Below are 25,231 nucleotides of genomic sequence, written 5' to 3'. Positions count from 1 at the left end.
TTCTAAAGGGCCGTATCTGTACAAAAACTCCATCCAAATGACCCCTTTCAACGAAGAGAGAATCCCATGAGCAACTTCACCGGCCCCATCGCCACCCCCACAGTCCCGGCACCGGACATCGTCCGCTGCGCCTATCTGGAACTGGTGGTCACGGACCTGGCCAAGTCCCGCGCGTTCTACGTGGACCTCCTGGGCCTGCACGTCACTGAAGAGGACGAGAACACCATCTACCTGCGCTCCTTCGAGGAGTTCATCCACCACAACCTGGTGCTCCGCAAGGGCCCTGTTGCCGCCGCTGCAGCATTTGCCTACCGCGTGAAGTCCCCGGCCGAGGTGGACGCCGCCGAGGCCTACTACCGCGAACTGGGCTGCCGGGTGGAGCGCCGCAAGGAAGGCTTCACCAAGGGTGTGGGCGACTCCGTTCGCGTGGAGGACCCGCTGGGCTTCCCCTACGAGTTCTTCTACGACGTAGAGCACGTCGAACGCCTCACCCAGCGCTACGACCTCTACTCCGCCGGCGAACTGGTCCGCCTGGACCACTTCAACCAGGTCACCCCGGACGTCCCGCGCGGCCGCAAGTACCTGGAGGACCTCGGCTTCCGTGTCTCCGAGGACATCAAGGATTCCGACGGCGTCACGTACGCCGCGTGGATGCACCGCAAGCAGACCGTGCACGATACCGCCCTGACCGGTGGCAACGGGCCCCGCCTGCACCACATCGCGTTCTCCACGCATGAGAAGCACAACATCATCCAGATCTGCGACAAGATGGGCGCCCTGCGCATCTCCGACCGGATCGAACGCGGCCCCGGACGCCACGGTGTGTCCAACGCGTTCTACCTCTACATCCTGGACCCGGACGGCCACCGCGTGGAGATCTACACCCAGGACTACTACACAGGCGACCCGGACAACCCCACCGTCACCTGGGATGTCCACGACAACCAGCGCCGCGACTGGTGGGGCAACCCCGTCGTCCCGTCCTGGTACACCGAGGCCTCCCTGGTCCTGGACCTGGATGGCAACCCGCAGCCCATCATCGAGCGCGAGGACAAGTCCGAAATGGCCGTCACCGTGGGCGCCGACGGCTTCTCCTACACCCGCCCCGAAGGCGCATCCGGTGCAGCTGCAGAGGGCTTCAAGCTCGGGGCGCAGGTCTAGACCATGTTGGACGCGAAGACGATCGAAGCCATTGCCGACGAGCTCCTCGAAGCCGGCCGGAACCGCAAGCCGGTGCCGCGCCTGACCGCCCGCTATCCAGAGATGACGGTGGAGGATTCCTACGCCGTGCAGCAACTGTGGAGGCGGCGGAACGAGGAAGCCGGACGCACGTTGGTGGGGCGCAAGATCGGCCTCACGTCCAAAGCCATGCAGGCCGCCACGGGCATCACTGAACCGGATTACGGTGCAATTTTCGATGACATGGTCCTGGAAACCGGATGCTCCGTGGAGTGGGACAAGTACACCCATCCTCGGGTTGAGGTGGAACTGGCCTTCGTGCTCAAGTCAGGTCTGAAAGGGCCGGGCTGCACCATCTTCGACGTCCTCAACGCCACCGACTACGTGGTTCCGGCCCTCGAGATCCTTGACTCCAGGATCGAAATGGAGGGCCGGACCATCGTGGACACCATTTCGGACAATGCCGCGATGGGCGCCATGGTGGTGGGCGGACGGCCGGTGCGGCCGGACGCCGTCGACCTCCGTTGGGTGTCAGCCATCCTGTACAAAAACCAGACCGTGGAAGAGACCGGAGTGGCCGCCGGAGTGCTGGATCATCCGGCCAACGGGGTGCATTGGCTGGCCAACAAGATCTCCGCGCACGGGGACTCCATGAAGGCCGGAGATATCATCCTGGCGGGCTCGTTTACCCGCCCACTCTGGGTGTACAAAGGTGATACCGTGCACGCTGACTACGGACCGTTGGGAGTTGTGACATGCCACTTCAGTTAGGCCCCACTTTCTTCTCGGCACTCACTGAGGCGGGCCGGCCGCTCGCCGGCATGTGGGTGTGTTCCGGTAGCCCCTTGGTTGCGGAGATCTGCGCCGGTTCCGGCTTGGACTGGGTCCTGATCGACGCCGAGCACAGCCCCAACGGACTGGAATCCATCCTCGCCCAGCTTCATGCCGTGAGCGGCTACCCGGTGCAGGCCATGGTCCGGCCACCCGTCAACGACACCGTGGTCATCAAGCAATACCTGGACCTCGGAGTGCAGAACCTGCTGATCCCCATGGTGAACTCGGCGTTTGAGGCCGCCTCCGCGGTGGCTGCTGTCCGGTATCCGCCCCATGGGGTCCGGGGCGTCGGCTCGGCGTTGGCCCGGGCGTCCCGCTGGAACCGGGTCCCCGACTACTTGGCGTCGGCCTCGGATTCCATCAGCCTCACGGTCCAGATCGAATCCGAGGCTGCGGCGTCGGCGGTGGAAGAGATCCTGGCCGTCGACGGCGTGGATGGCATCTTCCTGGGTCCGTCGGACCTCGCCGCCTCCATGGGCCTGCTGGGACAGCAGGAAAATCCCTTGGTGAGGGCCGTCGTCGAGCATTGCCTCGAAGCCGCGAAGGCGGCCGGTAAACCGGCTGGCGTTAACGCCTTCAACGAGTCAACCGCGCGGGCGTATCTCGACGCCGGTGCCTCCTTTGTGCTGGTCGGCGCCGATGTTGCTGTGCTGGCCCGCGCGTCGGAAGGGTTCGCATCAACGTTCATTCCCGTGTCCGAAACGGCCGACCGCGAAAGCTACTGACGTACCACTGTCCGGGGAAGACCATGGGCTAGGCTCGATGGAACGAGAGCCTGAGGGGGCAGAGCCGTGAATCGTCGTGGGTTAGCTGTAGTTGCCGTAGTTGCCGTAGTTGCTGTGCTCGGACTGGCCGGTTGTTCGTCACCGACCGGCCCGGATGTCCTGGCACGGGAAGCGACGGCGGAGGACGAGCTTCCGGAGACCGTGAGCCTTATCAGTGTGGACACGGACATCAAAGCGGGGTCGGCCCGGTTGCTGACAACGTACGACGATGTGGAGTACTTCGCGGCCAAGAGTTCCACCGGCGGGTCCGCCTGCCTGATTTCGGTGCCTGTAGGACTCCCGGGGCGGTGGCGGGCAGGTTGCGCAGCGGTAGCGACAGGCGAGGAAATCATCACTCTGACTGGCTTTGACGATTCACAAGCGACGCTCATCAACGATGGTGTGGATGCCGGCCAGCCGAAGTACGACGGCTGGACCCAGATCCACCCCAACGTCCTGTACAAACCCCGCTAGCTATGTGCGGGCCATGTACCACTCCGTGAATTCGCGGGCGCGGCCGTCCTCAGCGAATCGGATGACCCACAGGTTGTCGTAGGTGGGGTCACCGTTCAGGTACGTGGTCAGGCCTTGGACGAACGCTGTGTCACCGTCCTTGCCCAGGAGCGTCCATTCGAAGGTCCAGTCCTCCGGCTTGTCACCGGCGTCGGCCCACGCCTTGACGATTTCCTCGTGGCCGTTCCATGGTTTCGCCGTGTTGGGGCGGTCGTTGTAGACGGCGTCCTCGGTGAAAAGTGCCCTGATTTCTGCAGGGTCATTCGAGGTCCACGCGCGTTCGTACTGGTCCATCCAAGAGTTCACGTCGCTCATCCCTCCGTTCTACCCTGCCGCTGGGCGGGGTTCAACGGGTGGGCAGCCAATGTTCTTGACGACTCGATCAGTCCTCGTCCAGCGTTTCAGTCAGGTGGTGCGTGGGGATACGGTCCCGGTCGTACGTGATTTCCGTGTAGCCGTGTGGCTGCGGACGTCCGTCGGTGCCAAGGTTCACGAAGACAATTTCCTCGATGGTCAGGATGGGCTGGCGGGTGATCATGTTGCGGACTTCGGCGCGCATGGTCAGGGAGGTGCGGCCGAAGCGCTTGGCCGTCAGCCCCATCTCGATCAGGTCACCCTGCACGGCCGAGCTCACAAAGTTGATCTCGGAGATGTATTTGGTGACGGCCCGGCCATTGCCCAGCTGGAGGATGGCGTAAATCGCGGCCTCTTCATCGATCCACTTCAGCAGGCTGCCACCAAAGAGCGTGCCGTTGGCGTTGAGGTCCTCGGGCCGCACCCATTTGCGGGTGCGAAAGGTGATGTCTGCTTTTTCCATAATCCGAGATTATCGAACTGCGGCGGCGGCCGCTTGATGTTGCGCCGCCGAGTTACGCCATAGCTGTGTGCGATGCGCTGTGGGAGTCGATCCTCTTGGAGTAGCAATACGATTCGGTGACACCAACATACGGGCCGAAATTCGGTACCGCAGCAAAACCGGCGCTCTCGTAGAAGCTTCGACCGTCAGACTGGGCCGACCCCGCCTCGGCTGCGATGACGCTGAACCCATGGGAATGCGCCTGGGCTTCAAGCGCGGCAAGGATGGAGCTCGCGACTCCCGAACCACGGGCATAGGGGACCACGTACAGCCTCTTGATCTCCGCAGTTTTCTCGTCGAGCATCCTTAGCCCGCCGCACCCCAGCGGTTGACCTGAGCATTTCTCGTACGCCACAACAAATACGGCGGTATCTGCTTCCGACGGCGGAGGCCCGGGCTCATGGTCCGTGCTGCCGAACCGTGCATCGAGTTCAGCCTGCTGTGCGGCCCGGAGGTCAGCACCCACGGGGTTGGCCCATGTGACCTGCCGGATGTTGAGCCGTGGGTTGGTCTGCATCTTGCCTCTTTTCGCCGGGTTTCGGGGAGGTGTCTATGCGACTTAAGCCTAGGGAGTTGTGGTTACCGCGGTGTTTCCTGCGCGTAAGCGTCGGGAGAATTGCTGGCCGTTCCTGCGTTGTGAGGCCCGCTCTGCGCACTCCGGAGGCGTTGTAGGGCGCAGAGCAGGCCTCGCAACGCCAAGGATCAGGACTGCTAGCATCAGAACCGCGCCGATCAGGGCTGACGGGCCTCGCCCGTGGGGTCCTCCGCGGTTCGGTCGGCCAAGGCCATTCCGCCCACAGGGATCTGGTCCCAGTGCAGCACCTTCCAGCCATTCCGGGGGTCGCCTTCGAGAGCCACAATTCCGGTATTCGGGAGTTGATGGGTTTGAGCGAAAACAGTGTCGATGTCCGTCGCCCGGCGTCCCGCCCAGCAGCGGATCGCGGCACCATGGCTGACGATCGCGGCCGTGGAGTGTCCAGCGGCCGCAACTTCCTCCACGGACGCATCGAACCGGGCGAAGAAGTCGTGTCCAGTGAAAGCGCCCGGCATCCGGACGTCCAAGTCGCCGTCCGTCCAGGCAAAGACTGTGCTCATGTAGCGGAGGTGCGACTCATGGTCCGTTTTCTTCTCCAAGGCGCCCGCCTCAATCTCGTGGACCCCCTCCAGAATGGCTGGCTCCAAGCCTGTGGCCTTCGCCAAAGGAGCGACAGTCCGCTGGGTGCGCAGCAGCGTGGAGGTGTAGAGCGCTTCGATGGCTTCGTCCACCAGCGCATCCGGGAGGGCCGCTGCTTGGCGCTCACCGAGTTCCGTCAGTCCCGGTCCTGGAAAGGCGGTGTCCAGTTGGCCGGCAACATTTCCGGGCGTTTGTCCGTGCCTGATCAACAGGAGCTTCATGGGTGCTCCGCTCCTTACTTCGTCACTGGTCCGTTTCCACAGAGGGTCCCGCGGTCATACGCACAGCCGCACTCGCTGCGCTTGTGCGCCGGCTGTGCTGGTTTGCACTGGCCGCACCGCGCTTCTCCTCATGTATTCCCAGCCAATCAGCCGCTCAAGCACTGGAAGGACCCGACACGCCGTGTCTCAGAACTCACGCTCGGTCTTGGGAGAGAAGCCGGGAGGAAACACGATTAACGCCGACGGCGGGCCGAGGCACCCAGCCCCGGCCCGCCGTCGTCGTGCGTTTGGTCTTACTGCAGGTGGTCCACCAACTTGTCGGCGATGCCCGTGTACTTGCCCGGGGTCAGGGCGAGCAGGCGTGCCTCGGCGTCGGTGGAGAGGCCAAGTCCCTGCACGAATTCCTGCATACGGGCGCCGTCCACGCGCTGGCCGCGGGTGAGGTCCTTCAGCCGTTCGTAGGGGTTTTCCATGCCCTCGACGCCGGCAATGGCCTCTGCGCGCATGACCATCTGGATGGCTTCACCCAGGACTTCCCAGTTGGTGTCGAGGTCGCCTGCGAGGACTTCCTCGGCGACGTCGAGGGCTTTGAGGCCCTTGGCGACGTTGGAGATGGCCAGCAGCGAGTGGCCGAAGGCGACACCGATGTTCCGCTGCGACGAGGAATCCGTCAGGTCGCGCTGCCAGCGGGAGGTCACCAGTGTGGCACCCAGGGTGTCCAGGAGGCCGTTGGAGATTTCAAGGTTGGCTTCCGCGTTCTCAAAACGGATCGGGTTGACCTTGTGCGGCATCGTGGAGGAACCCGTGGCACCGGCAACCGGAATCTGGCGGAAGTAGCCGATGGAGATGTAGCTCCAGATGTCCGTGCAAACGTTGTGCAGGATGCGGTTGAAGCGCGCGATGTCGGCGTAGAGCTCGGCCTGCCAGTCGTGGCTTTCGATCTGCGTGGTGAGTGGGTTCCACGTGAGGCCCAGGCCCTCAACGAACGTCTTGGCGACGGCTTCCCAGTCAGCACTCGGGACCGATGCGACGTGGGCGGCGTAGGTGCCGGTGGCGCCGTTGATCTTGCCCAGGAACTCGGTCTTGGCGATCCGTGCCAGCTGGCGGTTCAGGCGGTGGGCGATGACCGCCAGTTCCTTGCCAAGCGTGGTGGGAGTGGCGGGCTGGCCATGGGTGCGGGACAGCATGGGCACAGCGCGGTTCTCTTCCGCCATGGCCTCGATCTGCTGAACGAGGGCGGCGGCGTTCGGGAGCCACACGTTCTCCACGGCGCCCTTGATGCCAACGGCATAGGAGAGGTTGTTGATGTCTTCCGAGGTGCAGCCAAAGTGCACCATGGCGGTGAGATTCTCGATGCCGATGGCGGGCAGGCGGCGGCCGATGTAATACTCCACGGCCTTGACGTCGTGGACAGTAACAGCCTCGATCTCGGCGAGTTCGTTGACCGAGGCGGCGTCGAAATCGGAGACGATGGCACGCAACTGCGCGATTTGCTCGTCGGACAGTGGACCCGCGCCCGGCAGTACAGACTGGCTGGTCAGGTGGATGAGCCACTCGACTTCGACGTGAACGCGATCGCGGTTAAGTGCAGCCTCGGACAAATAATCCACGAGGGGCGCGACGGCGGCACGGTAGCGGCCGTCAAGGGCGCCAAGGGCGAGAGGTTCGGAAGCGAGGGACACACGAGGGGATTCAGCCATGGTGCCTATTCTTTCATGTTCCGCAAGGGTGCCCGAGTCGGTGACGACGCTATGTGGACGGCTCCCGGGTTATCCACATACGCAACGTCATCGCTTCCGTTGGGTTCTGGCGCTCCGTAGCGTCGAACCTACCGATCAGCAGAACAACCAATGGAGTATACGGACATGAGCGTCGGCTTGATGCCTGCAGCCAACCCGCCCACTTTCGACCCCCTGGAGTGTGCCTCCCGAAGCCACGAAGTCCAACGGCTCGCGTGGCGCATCAAGACGTGCGTGGACCATGTGGACGCTGTTCTGACGTCCCTGCGACGAATCCAAATGGATGATTGGCAATCTCCCGCCGGACGCGCCTACCGGACAACCATTGCCCTGCATGCTTCCGCGCTGATGCGTGCCCGTGAGGCCATGGACACCGCCGCAGCCTTGGTGTTACGTCATTCCCAGAGCATTTCAGTTTCCGGTGAGCGGGGCCGGTAATGGCCGATTCAGCTCCAGTGGGCGCCGGTGAAGCGCCACAACCCTTACCGCCGGCGCCGGACGGAATTCTCACCATACGGGGCGGGGTAGGAGGGATGTCTTTCCAATTGGAGGAACTTCTGCGGGGCGCAACGCAGCTCGACGACGTAGTCCAACAGCTCCTTGGTATCGAAGACGAGGCACGTCGGGTCCAAGACGACCTCGAGCCGTATCTGTACGAGTCCCTCGACACCGGCCGCACTGCCGCCGACGCCATTGCCGGGAGCAGGAGGGACGTGGCGCAAGTGCGTCAGGAGTTGGTTGAGGTCAGCGCGAGTGTTCGGGCCAGCCACCGGGATTACGAGGTAGTAGAAGCAGGCAACGGCTTCCGGCAGCAACTGCGTCTCGATGAGCTAAGGATCTCGGGAACAGGATGGTTTCCTGGCCGCGACATGACGCACAACGTCCTCAGGGGAGTAGTGGTTCCACCTTGGACGAGCACGAGGGATACCCTTCACGGAATTCTGGAGTCGCCGCTCCTGGAAGCCCTACAACCCAGAGACGTCAGGGTCGAGAAAGTTGAGCAAGCCGTAGAACGCGTGGAGCCTTCAATGGCAGAAAGCCTTCGCCGACTCGAGAGGCTTCACGCCCGGAATGACGGCGAGATCGAGGTCATCCAGTTCGAACAGGACGGCTCGTCGTCCTGGATGGTGCTGATACCTGGGACTCAACCCAACTCACCCAATACGAATCCGCTGGATATCCATGGCATCGGGGAGGCTGTTGCCTACGATTCGGAGGAAGTGATCCCGGCTGTTGGCCAGGCCCTCCGCGAAGCCGGAGCAGAAGCCGGAGACCACGTCGTGGCGGTGGGGCACAGCCAAGGCGGTATACACGCCATGAACCTCAGCCGGAACCAGGCCTTTCTCAGCGAGTTCGACCTCAAATATGTGTTGACAGCCGGAGCCCCTGTCGGCGGCATTACTCCCGAGCCAGGCATCACCTCACTCCACTTGGAACATGTGCAGGACTGGGTCCCGGGAATTGATGGCCATATAAACGCCGATACGAAAGACAGGGTGACGGTGTCGCTGACAGACGAGGTCAGGACGCCCGAAGGCCAGGACGCTGGCCTTGGCCCGGGACACGATCAGGAGAATTATGCGGCAGGAGCAGAGTTGGTTGCCGCGAGCCACGACGAGTCGCTGGTCGCTTCGACCGCCGTATTCGCGGGGGTTGTGGGTGCCAGTGGGGTGGCAAGAGTGACGCGATTCAGGATGGAAAGGGCGCCGATGCCGGTTTCGCGGTTGGCGCTGAAACCGGATTCGCCGCCGTCGGTTCAGGCCACGAAGAAGGGGGCCGGAACGCGGTAAGTGCGATGCTCCTACCGCTTGCGGGCTCCAGGTATCAGGCCTGCCACCATCGAGATGATGCTGATGATGAGTGAGGCCAGAATGGCTGTCCAGAAGAACGAGTCGAGTGTGAGGTGTACTGGCGTGAAAGAACTCAGCCAAGCAGTGAGGTACAGCATCGCCGCGTTGATCACGATGGTGAACAGGCCAAGGGTGACGATGGTTACCGGGAGGGACAGCAACCTGACCAGAGGGCGGACGACCGCGTTCACTACACCAAAGATCAGCCCTATGAACAAGTACGCCAGGATGATGCCGGCGGTGTCGGCCCCTTGGGTGAGTCCTGCATTGGTGGCGGCTTTCTCGGTGGCGCTTGTGGTGATATCCATGCCTTGCAGGAGCCAGGTGGCCACCCACAGGGCAAGCCCGTTAATGAGGACGCGAATGATGAATGAACCCATGGGCCCATGCTTTCATACGGAGCTGTTAATCAGCTCAGCATTAGCCATAAGCAGCCAAGTAGGCTTGAAGCCATGACTACTACTGACAACGCACCGGAGGGCGTACTCCCTCGCCCGGTCGTGGACAGGCTACCGAAGTACGCGGCAGGTAAACCCCCCGCTGCGATTGAGGGCCTCACCAGCTACAAATTGTCGTCCAACGAAAACCCGCTGCCTCCGATTCCTGCAGTGTTGCAGGCAATTGCTGACCAGTCCGATATCAACCGCTACCCGGATCCGCTCGCCACCAAGCTGCGAACCGCGCTTGCCGGCTTCCTCGATGTCCCCGCCGACGATGTCGTCACTGGTGCGGGCAGCCTTGGAGCGCTGAACCAGATTCTCGCAACGTTTGCCGGGCAGAACGACGACGGCAAGCAGGACGAGGTCATCTACGCCTGGCGTTCTTTCGAGGCATACCCCATCTGTGTCGGCCTCGCAGGTGCCGCCAGTGTCCAGATCCCATTGCTGGCTGACGGACGGCATGACCTCGAGACCATGGCCTCGGCCGTCACTGTCCGTACCAAGGTGATCCTCCTGTGCACCCCGAACAACCCCACGGGGCCCATCCTCACGGCAGAAGAAACTGAGCGCTTCATCCAGTCGGTACCCCCACATGTGGTGGTGGTCATCGATGAGGCGTATCAGGAGTTCGTTCGGGATTCAGACGCGGTGGACGGCATCAAGTTGTACCGCAACTATCCCAACGTGGTGGTGCTGAGGACCTTCTCCAAGGCGCACGGACTGGCCGGATTGAGGGTTGGATACAGCGTCTCGGGCCCCTTGCTCACGCAGCACCTCCGCGTCACCGCCACTCCTTTTGCAGTTTCCCAAATCGCAGAACGCGCCGCCGTTACCTCCATCGAGAATTTCGATCAGGTTGTGGAAAGGGTACAAAGCCTGGTGGACGAGCGAGACCGTGTCACAACCGGCCTCCGGGACCTTGGGTGGTTTGTTCCTGAGGCTCAAGGCAACTTCGTTTGGCTGAATCTTGGGGAGCACAGTGGCGAGTTTGCGGCCTTGGCGGCAGAGCAAGCATTGTCCGTGCGGGCCTTCGCCAATGAGGGCGTTCGGGTAAGCATCGGTGAGGTCGAGGCCAACACCCGATTCTTGGAACTCTGTGCAGGTTATACAAAGGCACCGCTGGGTTCCTAGCGGTTAACAAATGCGCCAACCCAACTTACTGCCGATAAAGTAAGGGACGAAAGCCAATAATATGCCCGTTCCGGAATACATTCCGGAACGGGCATATATCCCAGCGACAGACATTGCCCGGCACCCGCCGTGGCAAGCAAGGAGACGGAATGGGCTCGACACAACTGCCCCCCGGGACGGAAGACACTCTCGCGGCAACCTCCGCGGCAGCAGCCGCGCCAGGCGAACCGGTGGAAATGGTTCAGTTGCTAGGCCCTGACGGAAAACTGGGTTCAGATCCAGTGTTCTCGGATTACGCCAAGCGCATTGATCCCGAGAAGTTGCGTGTTTTCTACACGGATATGGCCAGGATCCGTCGTTTCGACCAGGAAGCCACCGCCTTGCAGCGCCAGGGTGAGTTGGCGCTGTGGGTGCCGCTGACAGGTCAGGAAGCCGCGCAGATCGGTTCCGGCCATGCAAGCCAGCCCCAAGACTACATCTTCCCCACCTACCGCGAACACGGTGTCGCGCTGGTCCGCAACGTAGACCTCGCCGAACTGCTCAAGCAGTTCCGCGGTGTGTCCAACGGTGGCTGGGATCCCCGTGAGAACAACTTCCACCTGTACACGCTGGTCCTTGCAGCCCAGACACTGCACGCAGTTGGCTATGCCATGGGCATCCAGAGGGACCAGAAGCTTGCCGCAGCAACTGACTCCACAGACCCCAAAGCCGCAGTCATCGCTTACTTCGGTGATGGAGCCAGCTCAGAAGGCGACGTCCACGAGTCCATGGTCTTTGCTGCGTCCTACGACGCCCCGGTGGTGTTCTTCTGCCAGAACAACCACTGGGCCATCTCCGTGCCCACCGAAGTCCAGACCAAGGTTCCGCTGGCCAATCGAGCCAAGGGCTACGGCTTCCCGGGAATCCGTGTGGACGGCAATGACGTCATCGCAGTCCACGCCGTCACCGAGTGGGCCTTGGAGCATGCCCGTGAAGGCCGCGGCCCTGTGCTGATCGAGGCGTACACCTACCGGGTCGGCGCACACACCACCGCCGATGACCCCACCAAGTACCGCGAATCCGCAGAGGAAGCTGCCTGGCGCGAGAAGGACCCCCTGGACCGCCTGGAGAGTTACCTGCGCGCCGAAGGGCTTGCGGACGAAGCTTTCTTCGATCAGGTCAAAGCCGATGGCGATGAGTTGGCCAAGTATGTCCGCAGCACCACGCATGGCCTTGAAGTCCCGGACATCCGGGATGCGTTCGCCAGCGTCTACGCCGAACAACACCCTCTGATTGCAGAGGAACTGGCCTGGTTCGAGGAGTACTCGGCCGGCTTCGAAAGCGATGAGGAGACAGCTCACTGATGGTAACCATGACCATTGCGAAGGCCATCAACGAGGGTCTCCGTGCATCGCTGACGAATAATCCCAAGTCCCTGCTCATGGGCGAGGACATCGGTCACCTTGGCGGCGTCTACCGCGTCACCGATGGCCTCATCAAGGAATTCGGCGACGAACGCGTCCTGGACACGCCGTTGGCCGAATCGGGCATTGTGGGTACGGCAATCGGCTTGGCCCTGCGTGGCTATTTGCCGGTGTGCGAGATCCAGTTTGATGGCTTTGTCTACCCGGCCTTCAACCAGATCACCACGCAGCTGGCCAAGATCCATGCCCGCAGCCTCGGCAAACTCACCGTGCCTGTTGTCATCCGCATTCCGTATGGCGGGGGCATCGGCTCGATCGAGCACCACTCCGAGTCTCCGGAAGCGCTGTTCGCACACACCGCCGGCCTGCGCATCATCTCGCCGTCCAATGCCCACGATGCTTACTGGATGATCCAAAAAGCCATTGAGTGCCAGGATCCCGTCATCTTCTTCGAACCCAAGCGCCGCTACTGGCTCAAGGGTGAAGTGGACGTCGAGAATGCCGGCCTTTCGGAGGATCCCTTCAAGGCGCACGTTGTCCGGGAGGGTACCGACGCCACCATCGTGGCCTACGGACCGCTGGTGCCCGTGGCCTTGGCGGCCGCCAACGCTGCCACCGAGGATGGACGGAGCATCGAGGTGATCGACCTCCGCTCCATCTCGCCCCTGGACTTCGACACCGTGGAAGCTTCGGTCAAGAAAACCGGCCGGCTGATCATCGCCCACGAGGCCCCCACCTTCGGAGGCATCGGAGGTGAGATCGCGGCACGTATCAGCGAGCGGGCGTTCCTGCACCTTGAAGCTCCTGTGATCCGGGTGGGCGGATTCCACATGCCCTATCCCGTTGCCAAGGTGGAAGAGGACTACTTGCCGGACATCGACAAGATCCTCGAAGCGCTCGACCGCTCACTGGCCTACTAAGGCCCAGAGGCCTACGAGCGCCCACCGGCCTATCCAACCGCCTGATCCTGCCCGGCTTCGCTGCCAGGCAACCGGAAACCGAGGACCACTGTGACTGTAAAGAAATTCAACCTGCCGGACGTAGGCGAGGGCCTGACCGAGGCCGAGGTAGTGGCTTGGAAGGTCAAGCCGGGCGACGTCGTGGCGATCAACGATGTCCTGTGTGAGATCGAGACCGCCAAGTCCCTCGTCGAGCTGCCGTCGCCCTTCGCCGGCACAGTTACGGAGTTGCTGGTGGAAGAGGGCATCACGGTGGAGGTCGGCACGGCAATCATCGCTGTTGCCGAAGGCACGGACGGCACGGAAGGCATAGGGGGCGATGCCGCGCCGGCAGCTCCCGCCGTCGAGATGCCGTTGTACGGTAAGCTGCCCGCCGATGACGGCCACGATGACAACCGCCCGGCCGGTGGTCCGCTGGTAGGTTCGGGACCGAAGGCCGACGCCGTCAAGCGCCGCGCGCGTAAGCGTCCGGCAGGTTCGGTAGAGGCAGCCACGGTCGCCGAGAATGCGGAAGGTACCGTTCAGGACCACCAAGCAGTTCTTGAAGCCCAGTCGGCCGAAGCGCCGGCTTCCCACCGCGCGACGCCGCCACGCACCGCCGTCGCGCCTGCCACCCAAGCCCCGGTTACCCCGGCGCAGGCCGCGCAAGCAACCCAGCCCGCGAGCACGCCGATGGCCGCTTCCCGGGGCGCAGCCATCAGCGGCACCATCAGTGGTCTGGTCAACAAGGTCCTTGCCAAGCCTCCGGTACGCAAGTTCGCCCGGGATCTGGGCATCGATCTCGCCGACGTCGTGGCCACGGGCCAGCGCGGCGAGGTGACCCGTGAGGACCTGGTCAGCTACCAGGCGCAACGCGATGCCGAACACGATCAGGCTGACTCGTTCTGGGGCGCGTCCAAGAAACCGCAGGACCAGCGCGTTGAGCGTCTACCCGTCAAGGGTGTGCGCAAGGCGACCGCCAAGGCCATGGTGGAGTCAGCGTTCTCAGCTCCCCACGTCAGCATTTTTGTGGACGTGGATGCCAGCCGCACCATGGAGTTCGTCAAGCGACTCAAGGTCTCGCGGGACTTCGAAGGCATCAAAGTCTCGCCGCTGCTCATCCTGGCCAAAGCGGTCATCTGGGCCGCTGCCCGCAACCCCAGCGTCAACGCCACATGGGTGGATAATGCTGACGGGAACGGAAACGCCGAGATCCAGGTGAAGCACTACATGAACCTGGGCATTGCCGCCGCCACCCCGCGCGGCCTCATGGTCCCCAACATTAAGGACGCCCAGGACCTCTCGCTCAAGGAGTTGGCCTTGGCGCTCAACGAGTTGGCCACCAAGGCACGTGCAGGCAAGACCCAGCCGGCGGAGATGCAGGGCGGAAGCCTGACCATCACCAACATCGGTGCACTGGGCATTGATACCGGAACGCCCATCATCAACCCGGGCGAGGTTGCCATCATCGCGTTCGGAACCATCAAGCAGAAGCCGTGGGTCCTGGACGGCGAAGTCATTCCCCGCTGGATCACCACGCTGGGCGGTTCGTTCGACCACCGCGTGGTGGACGGCGACCTGTCGGCACGGTTCATGGCCGATGTTGCAGCCATTCTTGAAGAACCGGCGCTGCTGCTTGACTGACAGGGACGTCTCGCCGCGTCCGGGTACAGCGTCTCAATCGGACGCTGCAGCGCCCTACCCGGACGCCGCGCCCGTCGCGGGGGTGTCCGCCAACGTCTCAGGCCACGTGCCCCCTCAACTGGTGACGGGGCCGTGGCGCGCAGTTGCCCGTGTCCTGACGGAGGTGTTCCAGCCGCCGATTGTGGTGTTTGGGCTGTTGTTGATCAGCCCCGCGATCGAGCCCGGATTTCCGGGAACCATGTGGTTCGGGCTCCTGGCCGCGTTGTTCGTGTGTGTCCTGCCGCTGGCTTATGTGCTGGTGATGGTCAAACTGGGCAGGATCACGGACCACCATGTCAGCGACCGGCGCCAACGGCCGGCCCTGCTGCTCATGGCCTTGGTGTCGGTGGTGGTCGGCCTGGTGGTGCTGCAACTGATGCATGGTCCGGTCAGTGTCGTGGTGATGATCATCGCGCTCATCGGTGGTATCGGGATTCTGGCGGTGGTCAGCGCCGTCTGGAAGATGAGCGGGCATGCTTCTGCCCTTGCTGCGGCGGCCGTCATTGTGGTCGCGATGTTTGGGCCCGCATGGCTGCCTGTGCTGCTCCTGGTGCCGGCAGTGGGCTGGTCGCGGCTGGTCCTGCGTGCCCACACCTTGGGCCAGGTCATCATTGGCTCGCTGTTTGGTGGCGTGGTGATCGCCGGCATGTGGTGGTTGTTGCAGGACATGATGCTCTAGCACTGCTGGCTTGCCGCCTACATCACCACTTGTCGCCCATCCCGGATAACCCTCAGCGGTGATGGCCGGTCGACCACCAATTCGGGGATTGAGTTTGCTGCGAATTCGAGACGGTCACCTGATTCCGCACCGGAGAAATCGCTCACAGCCGCCGATCCCACAAGCTCTGCGCCTGCAAACGTAGCGATCCTGAAGCAACGTTCCAGCTCGGCATCGGTGGAAGCACCAGTGCGGTATCCGAGCAGATGCGCGCGGTCCATCATGCTCCCCGTACCAAAGGGTGACCACGCGTCCCGGACTCCGTCGGAGCCGAGCGCAACTTTGACCCCGTGCCTTTCCATGACATCCAGAACAGGGACCGGATCGGCGCCCAGGGCACACGTCGCCATCCACATTCCGGCCTCGGCCATGGCATCAAGGGTGGCTTCGAGGCCGGGTTGCGCAGGGTCACAAAGAGCAAAAGCGTGTCCGATGGTGACGCGGCCCTGCATGCCTTCCGCCCGCGTGCGCTCAGCAATGTCCCGCAATTGCGCCAAGCCGTCCGGTCCGGCGTCGTGGAGGTGGATGTCCACATCCCTGCCATGCTTGTTCGCCAATCCAAAGACCGCCTTCAAATGGCCATTCAGATCGCCGTCCAGCGAAGCAGGGTCAAGGCCGCCCACCAAGTCTGCCCCCTCAGCCAATGACGCTTCCATGAGGTTGAGCGTGCCCGGATTACTGAGGAGGCCGAACTGCGGGAAAGCGACGATTTGGACGTCGAGCAAGGGTGCAAGGCGTTCCGCGGCCGCCCTGACGCCGTGAATGTTCCTGAGGCCGATCTGGGTAGCGACGTCAACGTGCGCCCGCATCGCCATGGTCCCATGGAGGACAGCTTGCCTCATCAGCGCGAAGGAGCGTTCCTCCACGCTGTCCTGGAACGACAGCTGTGCGCGGAGATCGTTTTTGATGAGGTCGGCCAACGTGAGGGCGGACCGCCGGGGCAACCATGCAGAACCCCATGTGGTCTTATCCGGGTGGATGTGTGCGTCCACGAAGCCCCGCGTCGTGAGGAGAGGCGGACAGCCGAAACCACGGCTCTGATCCACTTTGTGGGTTGGTGAATATGTTGTCATCAGGCCTCCCAAGTGCTGAATCCACGGTATACCAAAATACCTCGGAGGCGGTAGTGACCAAGAAAAAAGCCCAAAGCCTAGGCCAAGGCGAAAGACTCCGCTGATGTTTTGGGATACCAAATCTATGCAGAAGGCGATCGAGCGCCTACTCTAATGATCACCATTCATTTATGTGATGTGAATCGCATCGAGGAGAAGCCCATGTACAGCAACCCAGCAAGTGCTACCAAAGCCCCGCCCTCGGGTCCAACGCTCAAGCGGGTCCTTGGCCTGCCGTCACTGGTCGCCTTCGGGTTGACGTCCATGGGGATTTTGTCAGTGGTTGCGGTCTATGGGCCCGGTACGGAGATCAGCGATGGGCATCTTCCAGCAGCCTATATAGCTGCCTTGGTGGCCATGCTCTTTACGGCCCATAGCTATGGGCAAATGGCACGGAACGTTCCTGTCACGGGCGGCGCGTATGCCTACGCGTCAAGGGCTTTTGGCAAGCCTGTCGGCTTCATGGTGGGTTGGGCCATGATGTTGGACTACCTGTTCCTGCCCATGGTTAACTTCCTGCTTTTCGGCCTCTATCTCAACAGCCTGTTGCCGGCCATACCATCACAGCTCGCAGTCTTGGCTTGTCTTCTGGTGGTAGGCCTCTTCAGTGTGATCGGTGTTGCGTGGATCAAGAAGATGAACTTCGTTGTGGTGGCGTCGTCCATCGTGGTCATTCTTGTCTTCCTGGTGCTGGCAGTCCTCAACGCCCCGGACCTGACCGTGGAGAACATCACCCGGCCCCTCACTCTTGGGGAGGGTGGAATTGCGCCAGTCATGGCCGCCGCTGCGATTGTGTCCTTTGCGTTCCTGGGATTCGACGGCGTCTCCACGCTGTCTGAGGAAGCGCGCAACCCGAAGAGGGACGTGCCGCGCGGCATTATCTTGTCCACGTTGTTCGCGGGCGTTGGTTACACGCTGTTTTCCGTGGCGGGCAGCCTCATTGCTCCTGAGTGGAGGGCCATTGAGAATCTTGATGCAGCAGGAACGGAGCTCATGCAACGTGCCGGCGGCGATGTCCTGATGGTGGTCTTCGTGGTGGTGAACCTTGGGGGACTTGTTCTCTGCGGCACGGCGGCCCAGATGAGTGTCAGCCGGGTCATCTACGCCATGGGACGGGACAGGATCCTGCCCGGCGCCCTCGCCACGCTGAACCCGCGCTTTCGCACGCCGCATGTGGCTGCGCTGCTGGTGTCCGCAGTCTCACTGGTTGCTTTGTTCATCACCTTGGAGCAAGCCGTCTACATGATCAATTTCGGGGCTTTGATCGCCTTCGCCGCGGTCAACCTGGCCACCATCAAGGTGCTGTTCTTTGACTTGCGCAAGCGCGGTCCCCAAAGCGTGCTGCGGAACCTGGCCATGCCGCTGCTGGGGTTCGCCTTCATCGCGTGGCTGTGGACGTCACTCGCCTGGTTTACGTATCTGCTGGGAGCGGCGTGGCTTGCGGCGGGTGCAACCATCTATGTGGTGCGCCGGGGGAGGGCCGGAGGCAATGTCGCCCTGAATTTCGACGAGGCGACCCCTCTCGAGGAGCCGCATCCCGTCTCAGCTAAAACGCCGGGTAGCTGACCAGCAGCGCCTGGAGTTCGGTGGTGGACATGTGGTTGGCCATCTCCACGCTGATGCCCATGGCGACGGCGGCGACGGTGACCATGGCAACGCATGCCACGGACAGGAAGCGCCAGTCCTTACGGAACACACTGCCCATAGTCTCCGGCATATCAAGACCCGGGGTGATCATGTTGGGAGCGCTGTCCCAGGAGCCGTCGTCGAGCATCGCGATGATGCGATCGTTGCTGCGGTCGTAGCGCATGGTGCTGATGTTGTTGCCGTGGCGGGCAAGCAGAATGTCGTGTCCCACGCGCTGGCGCGGCTGCAAAGTAAGCAAGAAAATGATCCCCTGAAGTCGGATGGTGGAGGTGGCACGCGCCATTGGGGGCATCTCGATTTTATAACGATGACTTCAGGGGATGGCTCAAAAGACGCCAAACGCCGGGTGAGGCTCCCCACCCGGCGCCGTGATTCAGCTCGCTTTAAGGCTGGTCGGTCTTGGCGATGTAGACGTCGCAAGGTGCAGTGTGGGCCACGGTGTTGGCCACGCTGCCGAGTACGCGGCCCAGGCCCTGCATGCGCCGGTTCCCCACCACGATGAGCAGGGCGTCCTGTAATTCGGCTTCCTTCACCAGGGCTTCGCCGGGCTTGCCGCGGGCTGCGGAGTAGGTGACCTCAAGACCTTCGTGGGAGAGCCGTTCCGCCACGGTGCGGGCCACGGTTTCCGCTTCGGCGGCGTCGGACACAATCCACTTGTCGGTGCCGATCTCAACCACCTCAGTACGGTTGCTGTCGAAAGCGCTGACAACGCGCAGGCTGGCTCCGAGGCCGATGGCCAACTGCTGGGCGGCCTGTGCTGCCCTCATTGCCGTCTCGCTGCCGTCTACTCCGACAATCACAACTCCGGTCATTGTGCTGCTCCTTCATTGGTGGCTGTGATGGCTTCTGCCAAAACTGGGGCCAGGCGGCGGACGCCTTCGGCAATCGTATCGGGCGGGACTGCACTGAACGCCAGGCGGAGCTTGTTGGAGGGGCCGTCGGCCGGCGAGAAGGCTGCACCGGGGATGAAGACGACGCCGGCGTCGATTGCTTTCGCGAGCAAGGGGTACGTATCCACGCCATCGGGGAGGGTGACCCACACGAAGAATCCGCCGTCCGGCCGGGTCCAGGTGAGGCCTTCCGGCATGTACTCGTCGAGCGCGGTGAGCAAGGCCTCGCACCGCTCTGCGTAGAGCTTGCGGTACGTGTCGATCTGGCCCTCCCAGTCGTACTCGCGGAGATATGCCGAGACCAGCATCTGGTTCAGGGGCGGCGGGCAGAGCGTCACGGCTTCGGAGGCAAGGTAGAAGCGACGCTGCAGGTGCGCAGGCACCAGAGCCCAGCCAATCCGAAGACCGGGAGCGAAGATCTTGGAGAAGGAGCCGAGATAGATGACATCGTCCGGGTTGGCCGCGCGCATCGGCGCGATGGGATGGCCATCGAAACGCAGCAGCCCGTAGGGATTATCTTCAAGGACGATAATATTCGCGTCGCGGCATATATCGACGATCCGCTGCCTGCGGTCCTCGGCCAAGGTGATGCCGGAGGGGTTGTTGAAGTTGGGGATTGTGTAGAGGAACTTGATGTTCTTGCCCTCCGACTGAAGCGCCGCGATCCTGGCCTCAAGAAGCTCAGGCACCAGGCCGTCGTCGTCCATGGCGATTGGCTCCACCTCCACTTGGTACGCCTCGAACGTGTTCAAGGCACCCACGTAGGTGGGGTTTTCCACCAGGACAACATCGCCGGGGTTGCAGAAGACTTTGGTGGCCACGTCCTGTGCGGACTGCGAGCCCGCGGTGATCACCACATTGCCGGGATCGGCATCGGTGATGCCCTCGGCCGCCATGATGTCGCAGATCTGCCGGCGAAGCTCTTCGGTGCCTTGGCCGCCGCCGTACTGGAGGGCTGTCATCCCCTCTTCGGCGATGATGCGGGCTGCGGTGTGGCCGAGCTTCTCCAGCGGCAGCGACTGCAGGTAGGGATTACCTCCGGCGAGCGAGACAAGGCCCGGCCGCATGGAGATGTCGAAGACGTCCCGGACAGCGGATTGCTTGATGTTTGCGGCCCGCGCCGAGAACAGTTCCTCGTGCGGGTGAGCGGCCGTGGCGGCCCGCTCAATGGCGTCGATGGCTTCAGCGGGCAGCGTTGCGCCGGCATCCAATGTTTCGTGGGTCACAGTCACAGGATACTCCTCGATGTTGCTAATGAGGCAACAGTTGTTTTCGAATCTCTCCCAGTTTGGCAGCCCGCGCTTTACGTCGTGATCCGGAAAGGCTGGAATGTAGCTATGACAGCGCACCGGGGATCCGTGACCAAGGCCGAACAGTTCCACAAACTCCATGATGCAGGGCCTGCGCCGCTGGTGCTGGTGAATGTGTGGGATGCCGCCTCCGCCCGCGTTGTCCAGGAAGCAGGGGCGACGGCGATTGCCACCTCAAGCTCGGCCGTCTCCTGGAGCCTGGGGTTCCGGGACGGTGACCATGTGCCGTGGGGGCTGGCCATGGCCGCGTTGGGACGAGTGGTTGGCGCCACCACGCTGCCGGTGACCGCGGACATCGAGACGGGCTACGGGCGCACCGATGATGAACTGAGGGCGACCGTCCACGCCGTCCTGGACGAGGGTGCTGTGGGGATCAACATCGAGGACTCCGCTGCCGAACCGCTCACCGACATCGCCGAGCAATCGCGCCGTATAGCCCTCATCCGCGCCGCGGCCGACGACCGCGGGATCCCACTGTTCATCAATGCCCGCACTGACACTTACCTGTCCGGACAGTTCCCGGATGCGGCTTTCGACGAGACGCTGCGGCGTGCCGAGGCCTACCTCACTGCCGGCGCCGACGGCGTCTTCGTGCCCGGCGTCGTGGATCTTCATGTCCTCCACGAACTCTCCAGCCGCATACCGGCGCCGCTGAACGCGCTGGCGGGGGTGGGTGCGCCGTCGCCGCTGGAACTGCATGACGCCGGCGTCCGTCGCGTCAGTATCGGCGGCAACACCGCCAAGGCTGCCTACGCCAAGGTGGCACGGGTTGCGAAGGAGATCCTGGGAGATGGCAACTGGGCCGGCCTCGCCGGGACGCGCAGCCACGACGAGATGGATGCACTCTTTGCGGAGGGGCCCAAGTACAGCTTGTGAACTGATGCAACGCACGACGGCGGAGGCCGCCTTTAATGTCGGACCCCACCGATAGCTTGGGATCCGAAGTAAAAGCCACCACGGCAGGGGAGTACGGATGGCACGACGCAGTGTGCAGTTTTGGCGGATCGAACAGCTGAACGGTGACGAGCTCAGCCGTCCCTTCCCGGCGCGCCGGGTGGCGGAAGTCCTGAAGAAAGCCCAGGATTCCGCGACGGACCGGCATTTCACCAGCGTGGACGGGACTGTTTTGCTCGCGCAGTCGGTGGCATCTTCGCCTCATCCTGTGCTGTTGTTGGACCGCATCCGGGACACCAACCTGCCGAGTGTCGGGGACGCCCTTGGCCGGCGTAAACCACTCCCGCTGGCTCCCGGCGACCACCTCCTGGAGACCACCTATTTCGCGTTCCTGAAAAGGAACGTCATAGCCGTGCTCACCAGCGGCAACGGCCCCCGGGCATCCCGGATGGGGGAGTACCTCGGGGGAATGTTGGGACTGGAGCCCATCCTGGTTCCAGTGGTGAGGGAGGATATCGAGGAAATCCTCACCCGGCTTGAAGTGAGCCGTTTCGAGTTCGCGCTTCCCGCGGAGCGCCTCTCAGGGAAGCTGATGGAAGGCGAATGGGCAGACGTCCTGGACAGCGCCTCGCGCCTGATGAACGAAGGGACGTTCCGCATTTCCCTGAGCGTGGGCCGGTCCGGGAAAGCGGAGGACAAACAGCGGATCCGGGATCGTATTCAGCGACTCATCGACCTCTTCCGCAGGGCCGGGTCCGTGGAGCACTTTGACTACGTGGTGGCGGAGGGCAAGGACTCCCTGACAGGAGACCGCGAGGTGGTGGACCTCCTGAAGGAACGGTTCGTGTCGCACATCGAGGTTGACCCGGACGTGTTCAACGATCCAAAGAAATCAGTGGCCGAGGCCATTGCCATCCTCAACAAACAAGCCAGGGACAACGAGGCCTTCTTTGCGAGGACCCTCCCGGACGTCAAGGGCTCCGCGGACTCGAGCCTGGTGCCGGACATCGTTGCGGGCGGAATGACTGCTGTGCGCGAGGCTCTCGCCGCCGCGGCACTCGCTGATGAAGCCGTGGCAGGCGGTGCGGGCCATGAGCTTGTACGAGGTTGATATCGAGCGCACGGGACGGCGACGGACCCTGTGGCGGTGGTTCCTGCTGCATCCCACTGCCGACTACCTGTGGGCGGTTCTGGCCGTCCTGATCTGGTGGAGCGTAGCATTGCTGGCGCGTCAGCCGTTGATGCTGGAAGGGGTGGATGCCGGAACCCGGCGAACCCTCTTCCAGACGCTCGCCACCTTGGCCGGCGCCACGGCCGGGCTGACACTCACCAGCGTTTCGATGCTCATCAACGTGCTGGGCAAGAAAGCCGCGCCGGGCCAGCGGGAACTTCCCTTGGAGAAATTGTCGGCAACCCATCGTCGCCAGATCGGTGAGGTGTTCCTGTTCGCCATCCCCGGGCTTGGCCTGCTGTTGGTCGCTGCACTGGTCACCATGGTGCTGGAAGGAGGCGCGCCCACTGGTTTGTGGATTCCCGAGGCCGTGGTGTTCGTGCTGGCGTTCGCTTCTGCCCTGGCTTTGTTGCGCGTGGCCTGGGCCCTCCGGAGGGTGCTGGCGATCGCTACGGCGTGATGATGGTGGCGGGTTCGTTGGAGCGGCCGCCGCGATGTCCTAGCGCAGCGCCCGGAGGTATCGTCGCCGCACTGCCTTCTGCAGCACCAGGAGGGCCGGGTACAGCAGGCGCCATGGTTGCTGCGGCGCTGGCCCTGTCAGCGAACGGATCGTCAGGCTCACCTGCTCCGCACTACGATGCACAATGAACGCTTCTTCGCCGGAAACGGGATGCCCCGGAAGGGTCCGGTATGCGAAGCCCACCCGGTCCGGCTCTTTCACCACCGAGACCACCTCCACGGGTTCCAGCACCCTGAAACCGAAAAAATGTGCGGTGACCAGCACCCGGTCACCAAGAGATACGGGGTTTGGTGAATCGACGGAGAATCCGCTCGCGGTCTTAACTCCCCACCGGAGCACCTGCTCGGTGGCACGTTCCCAGGCAGCATCACTGCCTCCCATGCTTGGAGATATCACCGCAGTGATCTCCGAGCGGCGGTAGCCCGTCGCAGCAGTGGGCCAGACCAGCTCGCTAGGACATGTCATCAAGCGTTTTCCCCCAAAGAGTTGCTCCCCAAAGACTCTGTTCGCGGTACTTTGTTGACGCCGAATCACGTCGCCAAGCAACAACAGCAGACCTCTGTCCACCGTACCGCTGCTCACCGTACGCTCAGGGCCTCCGTCAAGGTCCTGCCGTTCACATAGATCTCCGCCCGCGACGCACCACTGGCCGCCACGATGGTTTGCGTCAGTTGAGCTTGAATGCGCGGAATGTCGCACACGCCTCCGGGTCGCAATGATCCGCTGAGGTTCACCACCACGGTGGCCCCGCTCATGTAGCCGGACAGGTAACGCAGCGATGAACCAGCCAGTGCGTCGTAGAGGGCGGCATCGCTGTCCACTGGCATTCCCGCCTCCAGCAGCCGGCCCAGCGCCACGGTCAGTGGATCCCCGGGTACGGCCATGCCGCGGACGGGAACAAGGCTGTCGTTGCAGCCGAACCGCACGCCGCGGGATCCGCCGTCGTCGATTGCTACGTAGTACACCGCCGGACCGGAAGCATCCACGGTCATTACCGTGCCGGTTTCTGCAGGCTCCGGAGCGCTGGTGCCCGGTTCGGGTGAAGGCTCGACGGCGGCACGCGGCTGGGTAGGTGCGGCTGCGGACGGAGCGGGGGTGGTGGAGACGGCTGCGCTTGGAGCGGGCACCGCAGGCCCCGGCGAAGAGGAATCCGGGGAGGATGAGGCCGGGGCGGGGATCAGTGACGCGGGCCCAGCAGCCGACGGAGTGCCTGGCGTTGAAGGGCTCGACGCCACCGGCGCGGCGCTGGGCGAAGCGGCAGGTGGACTGACGGAAACCGTGGGTAAAGGTGCCGCGCTTTCAGGTGCGGCTCCTGCAGGACCGCCAGGGACGGTGGTGCAGCCAGCCACTCCCAGGCTGAAGAAGAGGCAGGCAGCCGTGATCGCCGTCGTACTTTTTAGTCCCCGTCCGGCATGCATGACAGCCCCGCGCTCCTGTCCACCTGTATCTCCAACGTTAGGCCGGGTGGACGGAACACAACATGCCGCTACGGTGACGGTTCGGACAAGAGTTGGTCACGCTGGCCATCCGCAGTCCTGCAGTCCGCGCGGCAGGAACGCGAATGCCCCCGCCCCGCGCAAAGCGGAACGGGGGCACATAAGGCGAAAGACTAAGCTGCTGCTTCTTCGTCCTGGACTGCGGTCAGCGGCTCGAAGATGCCCTTGATCTGCTCTACGACCTCGGCGTCGTCCTTGGGGTGCAGTTCAGCGAAGCGGATCATGGAACCCGGGACGGCCAGCTTGACGTCTTCCAGGACCTTGGCGCCGGCGATGCCGGCGGCCTTGCGGGCCTCGTCCTGGGCCCACACGCCACCGAACTGGCCAAAAGCGGTTCCGACGACGGCGGTCGGCTTGCCGGAGAGGGCGCCGGCGCCGAAGGGGCGGGACAGCCAGTCGATGGCGTTCTTCAGCGATGCGGGCATGGTGCCGTTGTGCTCGGGGGTGACCAGCAGGATGGTGTCGGCGTCTGCTGCTGCGGCGCGGAGTGCGGCGGCTTCGGCGGGGACCTGACCTTCGACGTCGATGTCCTCGTTGTAGAACGGGATGTTGCCCAGCGAGCCGTGGATCTGTACATCAACATTCTCAGGCGCGTTCAGCTGGATGGCTTCGGCGAGCTTCTTGTTGTGGGAATCGGCGCGGAGGCTGCCGACGAGGGTAAGAACGGTGCTCTTGGACATGGTGTCTCCTTGTGTCTGGCCGGGTGCCTCGCGGAACCCGGCCTGCGGTATCTGGGCTTTGGAGCCTT

28 protein-coding genes are annotated in these 25,231 nt (G+C 63.1%); 15 read left to right on the top strand and 13 right to left on the bottom strand.

What is annotated here, in order from left to right; genetic code table 11:
- Positions 1 to 66 precede the first annotated feature (66 nt).
- The 4 genes from hpaD (at position 67) to CGK93_RS21725 (ending at position 3,251) form a co-directional block, all read left to right on the top strand.
- Positions 67 to 1,161: a 3,4-dihydroxyphenylacetate 2,3-dioxygenase gene (gene hpaD / locus CGK93_RS21740; protein ID WP_089596616.1), complete on the top strand. Its 1,095-nt coding sequence runs from the start codon at positions 67 to 69 to the stop codon at positions 1,159 to 1,161.
- Between the two features lie 3 nt (positions 1,162 to 1,164).
- Positions 1,165 to 1,950, top strand: a complete 786-nt coding sequence (gene hpaH / locus CGK93_RS21735; RefSeq protein ID WP_089596615.1) for a 2-oxo-hept-4-ene-1,7-dioate hydratase — start codon at positions 1,165 to 1,167, stop codon at positions 1,948 to 1,950.
- The gene (locus CGK93_RS21730; protein ID WP_089596613.1) at positions 1,935 to 2,738 is read left to right on the top strand and encodes an aldolase/citrate lyase family protein; all 804 of its coding nucleotides are present in this window, start codon (positions 1,935 to 1,937) and stop codon (positions 2,736 to 2,738) included. Before hpaH ends, CGK93_RS21730 begins: the two co-directional genes overlap by 16 nt.
- A gap of 66 nt (positions 2,739 to 2,804) precedes the next feature.
- Positions 2,805 to 3,251, top strand: coding sequence for a hypothetical protein (locus CGK93_RS21725; RefSeq protein WP_089596611.1), 447 nt, complete (start codon positions 2,805 to 2,807; stop codon positions 3,249 to 3,251).
- Here the strand turns inward: CGK93_RS21725 and CGK93_RS21720 are convergent, their stop codons facing one another.
- The 5 genes from CGK93_RS21720 to purB all read right to left on the bottom strand — a co-directional run bounded on the left by CGK93_RS21720 (position 3,252) and on the right by purB (position 7,241).
- On the bottom strand, positions 3,252 to 3,605 hold the full coding sequence (locus CGK93_RS21720; protein ID WP_089596609.1) for a nuclear transport factor 2 family protein: 354 nt from the start codon (positions 3,603 to 3,605) through the stop codon (positions 3,252 to 3,254).
- Positions 3,606 to 3,672: 67 nt separating this feature from the next.
- Positions 3,673 to 4,107 (bottom strand): acyl-CoA thioesterase, encoded by a 435-nt coding sequence (locus CGK93_RS21715; RefSeq protein ID WP_089596607.1) that lies wholly within the window; start codon positions 4,105 to 4,107, stop codon positions 3,673 to 3,675.
- A 52-nt stretch (positions 4,108 to 4,159) separates the two neighbouring features.
- Positions 4,160 to 4,663 (bottom strand): GNAT family N-acetyltransferase, encoded by a 504-nt coding sequence (locus CGK93_RS21710; protein WP_089596605.1) that lies wholly within the window; start codon positions 4,661 to 4,663, stop codon positions 4,160 to 4,162.
- 215 nt (positions 4,664 to 4,878) lie between these two features.
- Positions 4,879 to 5,541, bottom strand: coding sequence for a histidine phosphatase family protein (locus tag CGK93_RS21705; protein WP_089596602.1), 663 nt, complete (start codon positions 5,539 to 5,541; stop codon positions 4,879 to 4,881).
- A gap of 293 nt (positions 5,542 to 5,834) precedes the next feature.
- Entirely contained in the window at positions 5,835 to 7,241 is a 1,407-nt protein-coding gene (gene purB / locus CGK93_RS21700; RefSeq protein ID WP_089596600.1) for an adenylosuccinate lyase, read from the bottom strand.
- Between the two features lie 165 nt (positions 7,242 to 7,406).
- On the opposite strand from purB, the gene CGK93_RS21695 reads away from it, so the two are divergent.
- The gene (locus tag CGK93_RS21695; RefSeq protein WP_089596598.1) at positions 7,407 to 7,718 is read left to right on the top strand and encodes a hypothetical protein; all 312 of its coding nucleotides are present in this window, start codon (positions 7,407 to 7,409) and stop codon (positions 7,716 to 7,718) included.
- A gap of 95 nt (positions 7,719 to 7,813) precedes the next feature.
- Entirely contained in the window at positions 7,814 to 9,070 is a 1,257-nt protein-coding gene (locus tag CGK93_RS21690) for a hypothetical protein (protein WP_089596596.1), read from the top strand.
- A gap of 11 nt (positions 9,071 to 9,081) precedes the next feature.
- Here CGK93_RS21690 and CGK93_RS21685 read toward each other — a convergent pair whose 3' ends face one another.
- Entirely contained in the window at positions 9,082 to 9,510 is a 429-nt protein-coding gene (locus CGK93_RS21685; protein WP_089596594.1) for a phage holin family protein, read from the bottom strand.
- A 72-nt stretch (positions 9,511 to 9,582) separates the two neighbouring features.
- Here CGK93_RS21685 and CGK93_RS21680 point away from each other — a divergent pair, with 72 nt between their 5' ends.
- From CGK93_RS21680 to CGK93_RS21660, 5 genes are all read left to right on the top strand, one after another.
- Positions 9,583 to 10,701, top strand: a complete 1,119-nt coding sequence (locus CGK93_RS21680) for a histidinol-phosphate transaminase (protein WP_198318289.1) — start codon at positions 9,583 to 9,585, stop codon at positions 10,699 to 10,701.
- Between the two features lie 149 nt (positions 10,702 to 10,850).
- Positions 10,851 to 12,044 (top strand): pyruvate dehydrogenase (acetyl-transferring) E1 component subunit alpha, encoded by a 1,194-nt coding sequence (gene pdhA, locus CGK93_RS21675; protein WP_089596591.1) that lies wholly within the window; start codon positions 10,851 to 10,853, stop codon positions 12,042 to 12,044.
- The gene (locus tag CGK93_RS21670) at positions 12,044 to 13,024 is read left to right on the top strand and encodes an alpha-ketoacid dehydrogenase subunit beta (RefSeq protein WP_089596590.1); all 981 of its coding nucleotides are present in this window, start codon (positions 12,044 to 12,046) and stop codon (positions 13,022 to 13,024) included. Before pdhA ends, CGK93_RS21670 begins: the two co-directional genes overlap by 1 nt.
- Before the next feature lie 90 nt (positions 13,025 to 13,114).
- On the top strand, positions 13,115 to 14,686 hold the full coding sequence (locus tag CGK93_RS21665; protein ID WP_089596589.1) for a dihydrolipoamide acetyltransferase family protein: 1,572 nt from the start codon (positions 13,115 to 13,117) through the stop codon (positions 14,684 to 14,686).
- A gap of 121 nt (positions 14,687 to 14,807) precedes the next feature.
- Positions 14,808 to 15,404, top strand: a complete 597-nt coding sequence (locus tag CGK93_RS21660; RefSeq protein WP_089597701.1) for a phosphatase PAP2 family protein — start codon at positions 14,808 to 14,810, stop codon at positions 15,402 to 15,404.
- 17 nt (positions 15,405 to 15,421) lie between these two features.
- Here CGK93_RS21660 and CGK93_RS21655 read toward each other — a convergent pair whose 3' ends face one another.
- Entirely contained in the window at positions 15,422 to 16,516 is a 1,095-nt protein-coding gene (locus CGK93_RS21655; protein ID WP_089596588.1) for an amidohydrolase family protein, read from the bottom strand.
- Positions 16,517 to 16,717: 201 nt separating this feature from the next.
- Here CGK93_RS21655 and CGK93_RS21650 point away from each other — a divergent pair, with 201 nt between their 5' ends.
- Positions 16,718 to 18,121, top strand: coding sequence for an APC family permease (locus CGK93_RS21650; protein ID WP_089596587.1), 1,404 nt, complete (start codon positions 16,718 to 16,720; stop codon positions 18,119 to 18,121).
- Here the strand turns inward: CGK93_RS21650 and CGK93_RS21645 are convergent.
- The 3 genes from CGK93_RS21645 to CGK93_RS21635 all read right to left on the bottom strand — a co-directional run bounded on the left by CGK93_RS21645 (position 18,102) and on the right by CGK93_RS21635 (position 20,318).
- Positions 18,102 to 18,413, bottom strand: a complete 312-nt coding sequence (locus CGK93_RS21645) for a hypothetical protein (RefSeq protein ID WP_089597699.1) — start codon at positions 18,411 to 18,413, stop codon at positions 18,102 to 18,104. The genes CGK93_RS21650 and CGK93_RS21645 overlap by 20 nt on opposite strands.
- A 172-nt stretch (positions 18,414 to 18,585) precedes the next feature.
- Positions 18,586 to 19,014, bottom strand: a complete 429-nt coding sequence (locus tag CGK93_RS21640; protein ID WP_089596586.1) for a universal stress protein — start codon at positions 19,012 to 19,014, stop codon at positions 18,586 to 18,588.
- Positions 19,011 to 20,318 (bottom strand): aminotransferase-like domain-containing protein, encoded by a 1,308-nt coding sequence (locus tag CGK93_RS21635; RefSeq protein WP_089597697.1) that lies wholly within the window; start codon positions 20,316 to 20,318, stop codon positions 19,011 to 19,013. The genes CGK93_RS21640 and CGK93_RS21635 overlap by 4 nt, the downstream gene beginning before the upstream one ends.
- A gap of 111 nt (positions 20,319 to 20,429) precedes the next feature.
- Between CGK93_RS21635 and CGK93_RS21630 the strand changes: the two genes are divergently transcribed.
- From CGK93_RS21630 to CGK93_RS21620, 3 genes are all read left to right on the top strand, one after another.
- Positions 20,430 to 21,278: an isocitrate lyase/PEP mutase family protein gene (locus tag CGK93_RS21630; protein ID WP_089596585.1), complete on the top strand. Its 849-nt coding sequence runs from the start codon at positions 20,430 to 20,432 to the stop codon at positions 21,276 to 21,278.
- Between the two features lie 97 nt (positions 21,279 to 21,375).
- Complete coding sequence (locus tag CGK93_RS21625; protein WP_089596584.1) at positions 21,376 to 22,407, top strand: hypothetical protein; 1,032 nt, start codon at positions 21,376 to 21,378, stop codon at positions 22,405 to 22,407.
- Complete coding sequence (locus CGK93_RS21620) at positions 22,388 to 22,927, top strand: hypothetical protein (protein WP_089596583.1); 540 nt, start codon at positions 22,388 to 22,390, stop codon at positions 22,925 to 22,927. Before CGK93_RS21625 ends, CGK93_RS21620 begins: the two co-directional genes overlap by 20 nt.
- 39 nt (positions 22,928 to 22,966) lie before the next feature.
- Here CGK93_RS21620 and CGK93_RS21615 read toward each other — a convergent pair whose 3' ends face one another.
- From CGK93_RS21615 to CGK93_RS21605, 3 genes are all read right to left on the bottom strand, one after another.
- The gene (locus CGK93_RS21615) at positions 22,967 to 23,452 is read right to left on the bottom strand and encodes a DUF1990 family protein (protein WP_089597695.1); all 486 of its coding nucleotides are present in this window, start codon (positions 23,450 to 23,452) and stop codon (positions 22,967 to 22,969) included.
- Between the two features lie 113 nt (positions 23,453 to 23,565).
- Positions 23,566 to 24,405: a GerMN domain-containing protein gene (locus CGK93_RS21610; protein WP_089596582.1), complete on the bottom strand. Its 840-nt coding sequence runs from the start codon at positions 24,403 to 24,405 to the stop codon at positions 23,566 to 23,568.
- Positions 24,406 to 24,596: 191 nt separating this feature from the next.
- Positions 24,597 to 25,163: an NAD(P)H-dependent oxidoreductase gene (locus CGK93_RS21605; RefSeq protein WP_089596581.1), complete on the bottom strand. Its 567-nt coding sequence runs from the start codon at positions 25,161 to 25,163 to the stop codon at positions 24,597 to 24,599.
- Positions 25,164 to 25,231: the final 68 nt, after the last annotated feature.

This window comes from Arthrobacter sp. YN, assembly GCF_002224285.1.
GTDB lineage: Bacteria > Actinomycetota > Actinomycetes > Actinomycetales > Micrococcaceae > Arthrobacter.
Note: the sequence above shows the minus strand (reverse complement) of the source record. Positions and strands in the feature narration are given on the sequence as shown.

What these genes read in the sequence shown, in the direction of transcription:
- hpaD (WP_089596616.1), top strand. Translation starts at nt 67, where the DNA reads ATGAGCAACTTCACCGGCCCCATCGCCACCCCCACAGTCCCGGCACCG.
- hpaH (WP_089596615.1), top strand. Translation starts at nt 1,165, where the DNA reads ATGTTGGACGCGAAGACGATCGAAGCCATTGCCGACGAGCTCCTCGAA.
- CGK93_RS21730 (WP_089596613.1), top strand. Translation starts at nt 1,935, where the DNA reads ATGCCACTTCAGTTAGGCCCCACTTTCTTCTCGGCACTCACTGAGGCG.
- CGK93_RS21720 (WP_089596609.1), bottom strand. Translation starts at nt 3,605, where the DNA reads ATGAGCGACGTGAACTCTTGGATGGACCAGTACGAACGCGCGTGGACC.
- CGK93_RS21715 (WP_089596607.1), bottom strand. Translation starts at nt 4,107, where the DNA reads ATGGAAAAAGCAGACATCACCTTTCGCACCCGCAAATGGGTGCGGCCC.
- CGK93_RS21710 (WP_089596605.1), bottom strand. Translation starts at nt 4,663, where the DNA reads ATGCAGACCAACCCACGGCTCAACATCCGGCAGGTCACATGGGCCAAC.
- CGK93_RS21705 (WP_089596602.1), bottom strand. Translation starts at nt 5,541, where the DNA reads ATGAAGCTCCTGTTGATCAGGCACGGACAAACGCCCGGAAATGTTGCC.
- purB (WP_089596600.1), bottom strand. Translation starts at nt 7,241, where the DNA reads ATGGCTGAATCCCCTCGTGTGTCCCTCGCTTCCGAACCTCTCGCCCTT.
- CGK93_RS21695 (WP_089596598.1), top strand. Translation starts at nt 7,407, where the DNA reads ATGAGCGTCGGCTTGATGCCTGCAGCCAACCCGCCCACTTTCGACCCC.
- CGK93_RS21690 (WP_089596596.1), top strand. Translation starts at nt 7,814, where the DNA reads ATGTCTTTCCAATTGGAGGAACTTCTGCGGGGCGCAACGCAGCTCGAC.
- CGK93_RS21685 (WP_089596594.1), bottom strand. Translation starts at nt 9,510, where the DNA reads ATGGGTTCATTCATCATTCGCGTCCTCATTAACGGGCTTGCCCTGTGG.
- CGK93_RS21680 (WP_198318289.1), top strand. Translation starts at nt 9,583, where the DNA reads ATGACTACTACTGACAACGCACCGGAGGGCGTACTCCCTCGCCCGGTC.
- pdhA (WP_089596591.1), top strand. Translation starts at nt 10,851, where the DNA reads ATGGGCTCGACACAACTGCCCCCCGGGACGGAAGACACTCTCGCGGCA.
- CGK93_RS21670 (WP_089596590.1), top strand. Translation starts at nt 12,044, where the DNA reads ATGGTAACCATGACCATTGCGAAGGCCATCAACGAGGGTCTCCGTGCA.
- CGK93_RS21655 (WP_089596588.1), bottom strand. Translation starts at nt 16,516, where the DNA reads ATGACAACATATTCACCAACCCACAAAGTGGATCAGAGCCGTGGTTTC.
- CGK93_RS21650 (WP_089596587.1), top strand. Translation starts at nt 16,718, where the DNA reads ATGTACAGCAACCCAGCAAGTGCTACCAAAGCCCCGCCCTCGGGTCCA.
- CGK93_RS21640 (WP_089596586.1), bottom strand. Translation starts at nt 19,014, where the DNA reads ATGACCGGAGTTGTGATTGTCGGAGTAGACGGCAGCGAGACGGCAATG.
- CGK93_RS21630 (WP_089596585.1), top strand. Translation starts at nt 20,430, where the DNA reads ATGACAGCGCACCGGGGATCCGTGACCAAGGCCGAACAGTTCCACAAA.
- CGK93_RS21625 (WP_089596584.1), top strand. Translation starts at nt 21,376, where the DNA reads ATGGCACGACGCAGTGTGCAGTTTTGGCGGATCGAACAGCTGAACGGT.
- CGK93_RS21620 (WP_089596583.1), top strand. Translation starts at nt 22,388, where the DNA reads ATGAGCTTGTACGAGGTTGATATCGAGCGCACGGGACGGCGACGGACC.
- CGK93_RS21615 (WP_089597695.1), bottom strand. Translation starts at nt 23,452, where the DNA reads ATGACATGTCCTAGCGAGCTGGTCTGGCCCACTGCTGCGACGGGCTAC.
- CGK93_RS21610 (WP_089596582.1), bottom strand. Translation starts at nt 24,405, where the DNA reads ATGCATGCCGGACGGGGACTAAAAAGTACGACGGCGATCACGGCTGCC.
- CGK93_RS21605 (WP_089596581.1), bottom strand. Translation starts at nt 25,163, where the DNA reads ATGTCCAAGAGCACCGTTCTTACCCTCGTCGGCAGCCTCCGCGCCGAT.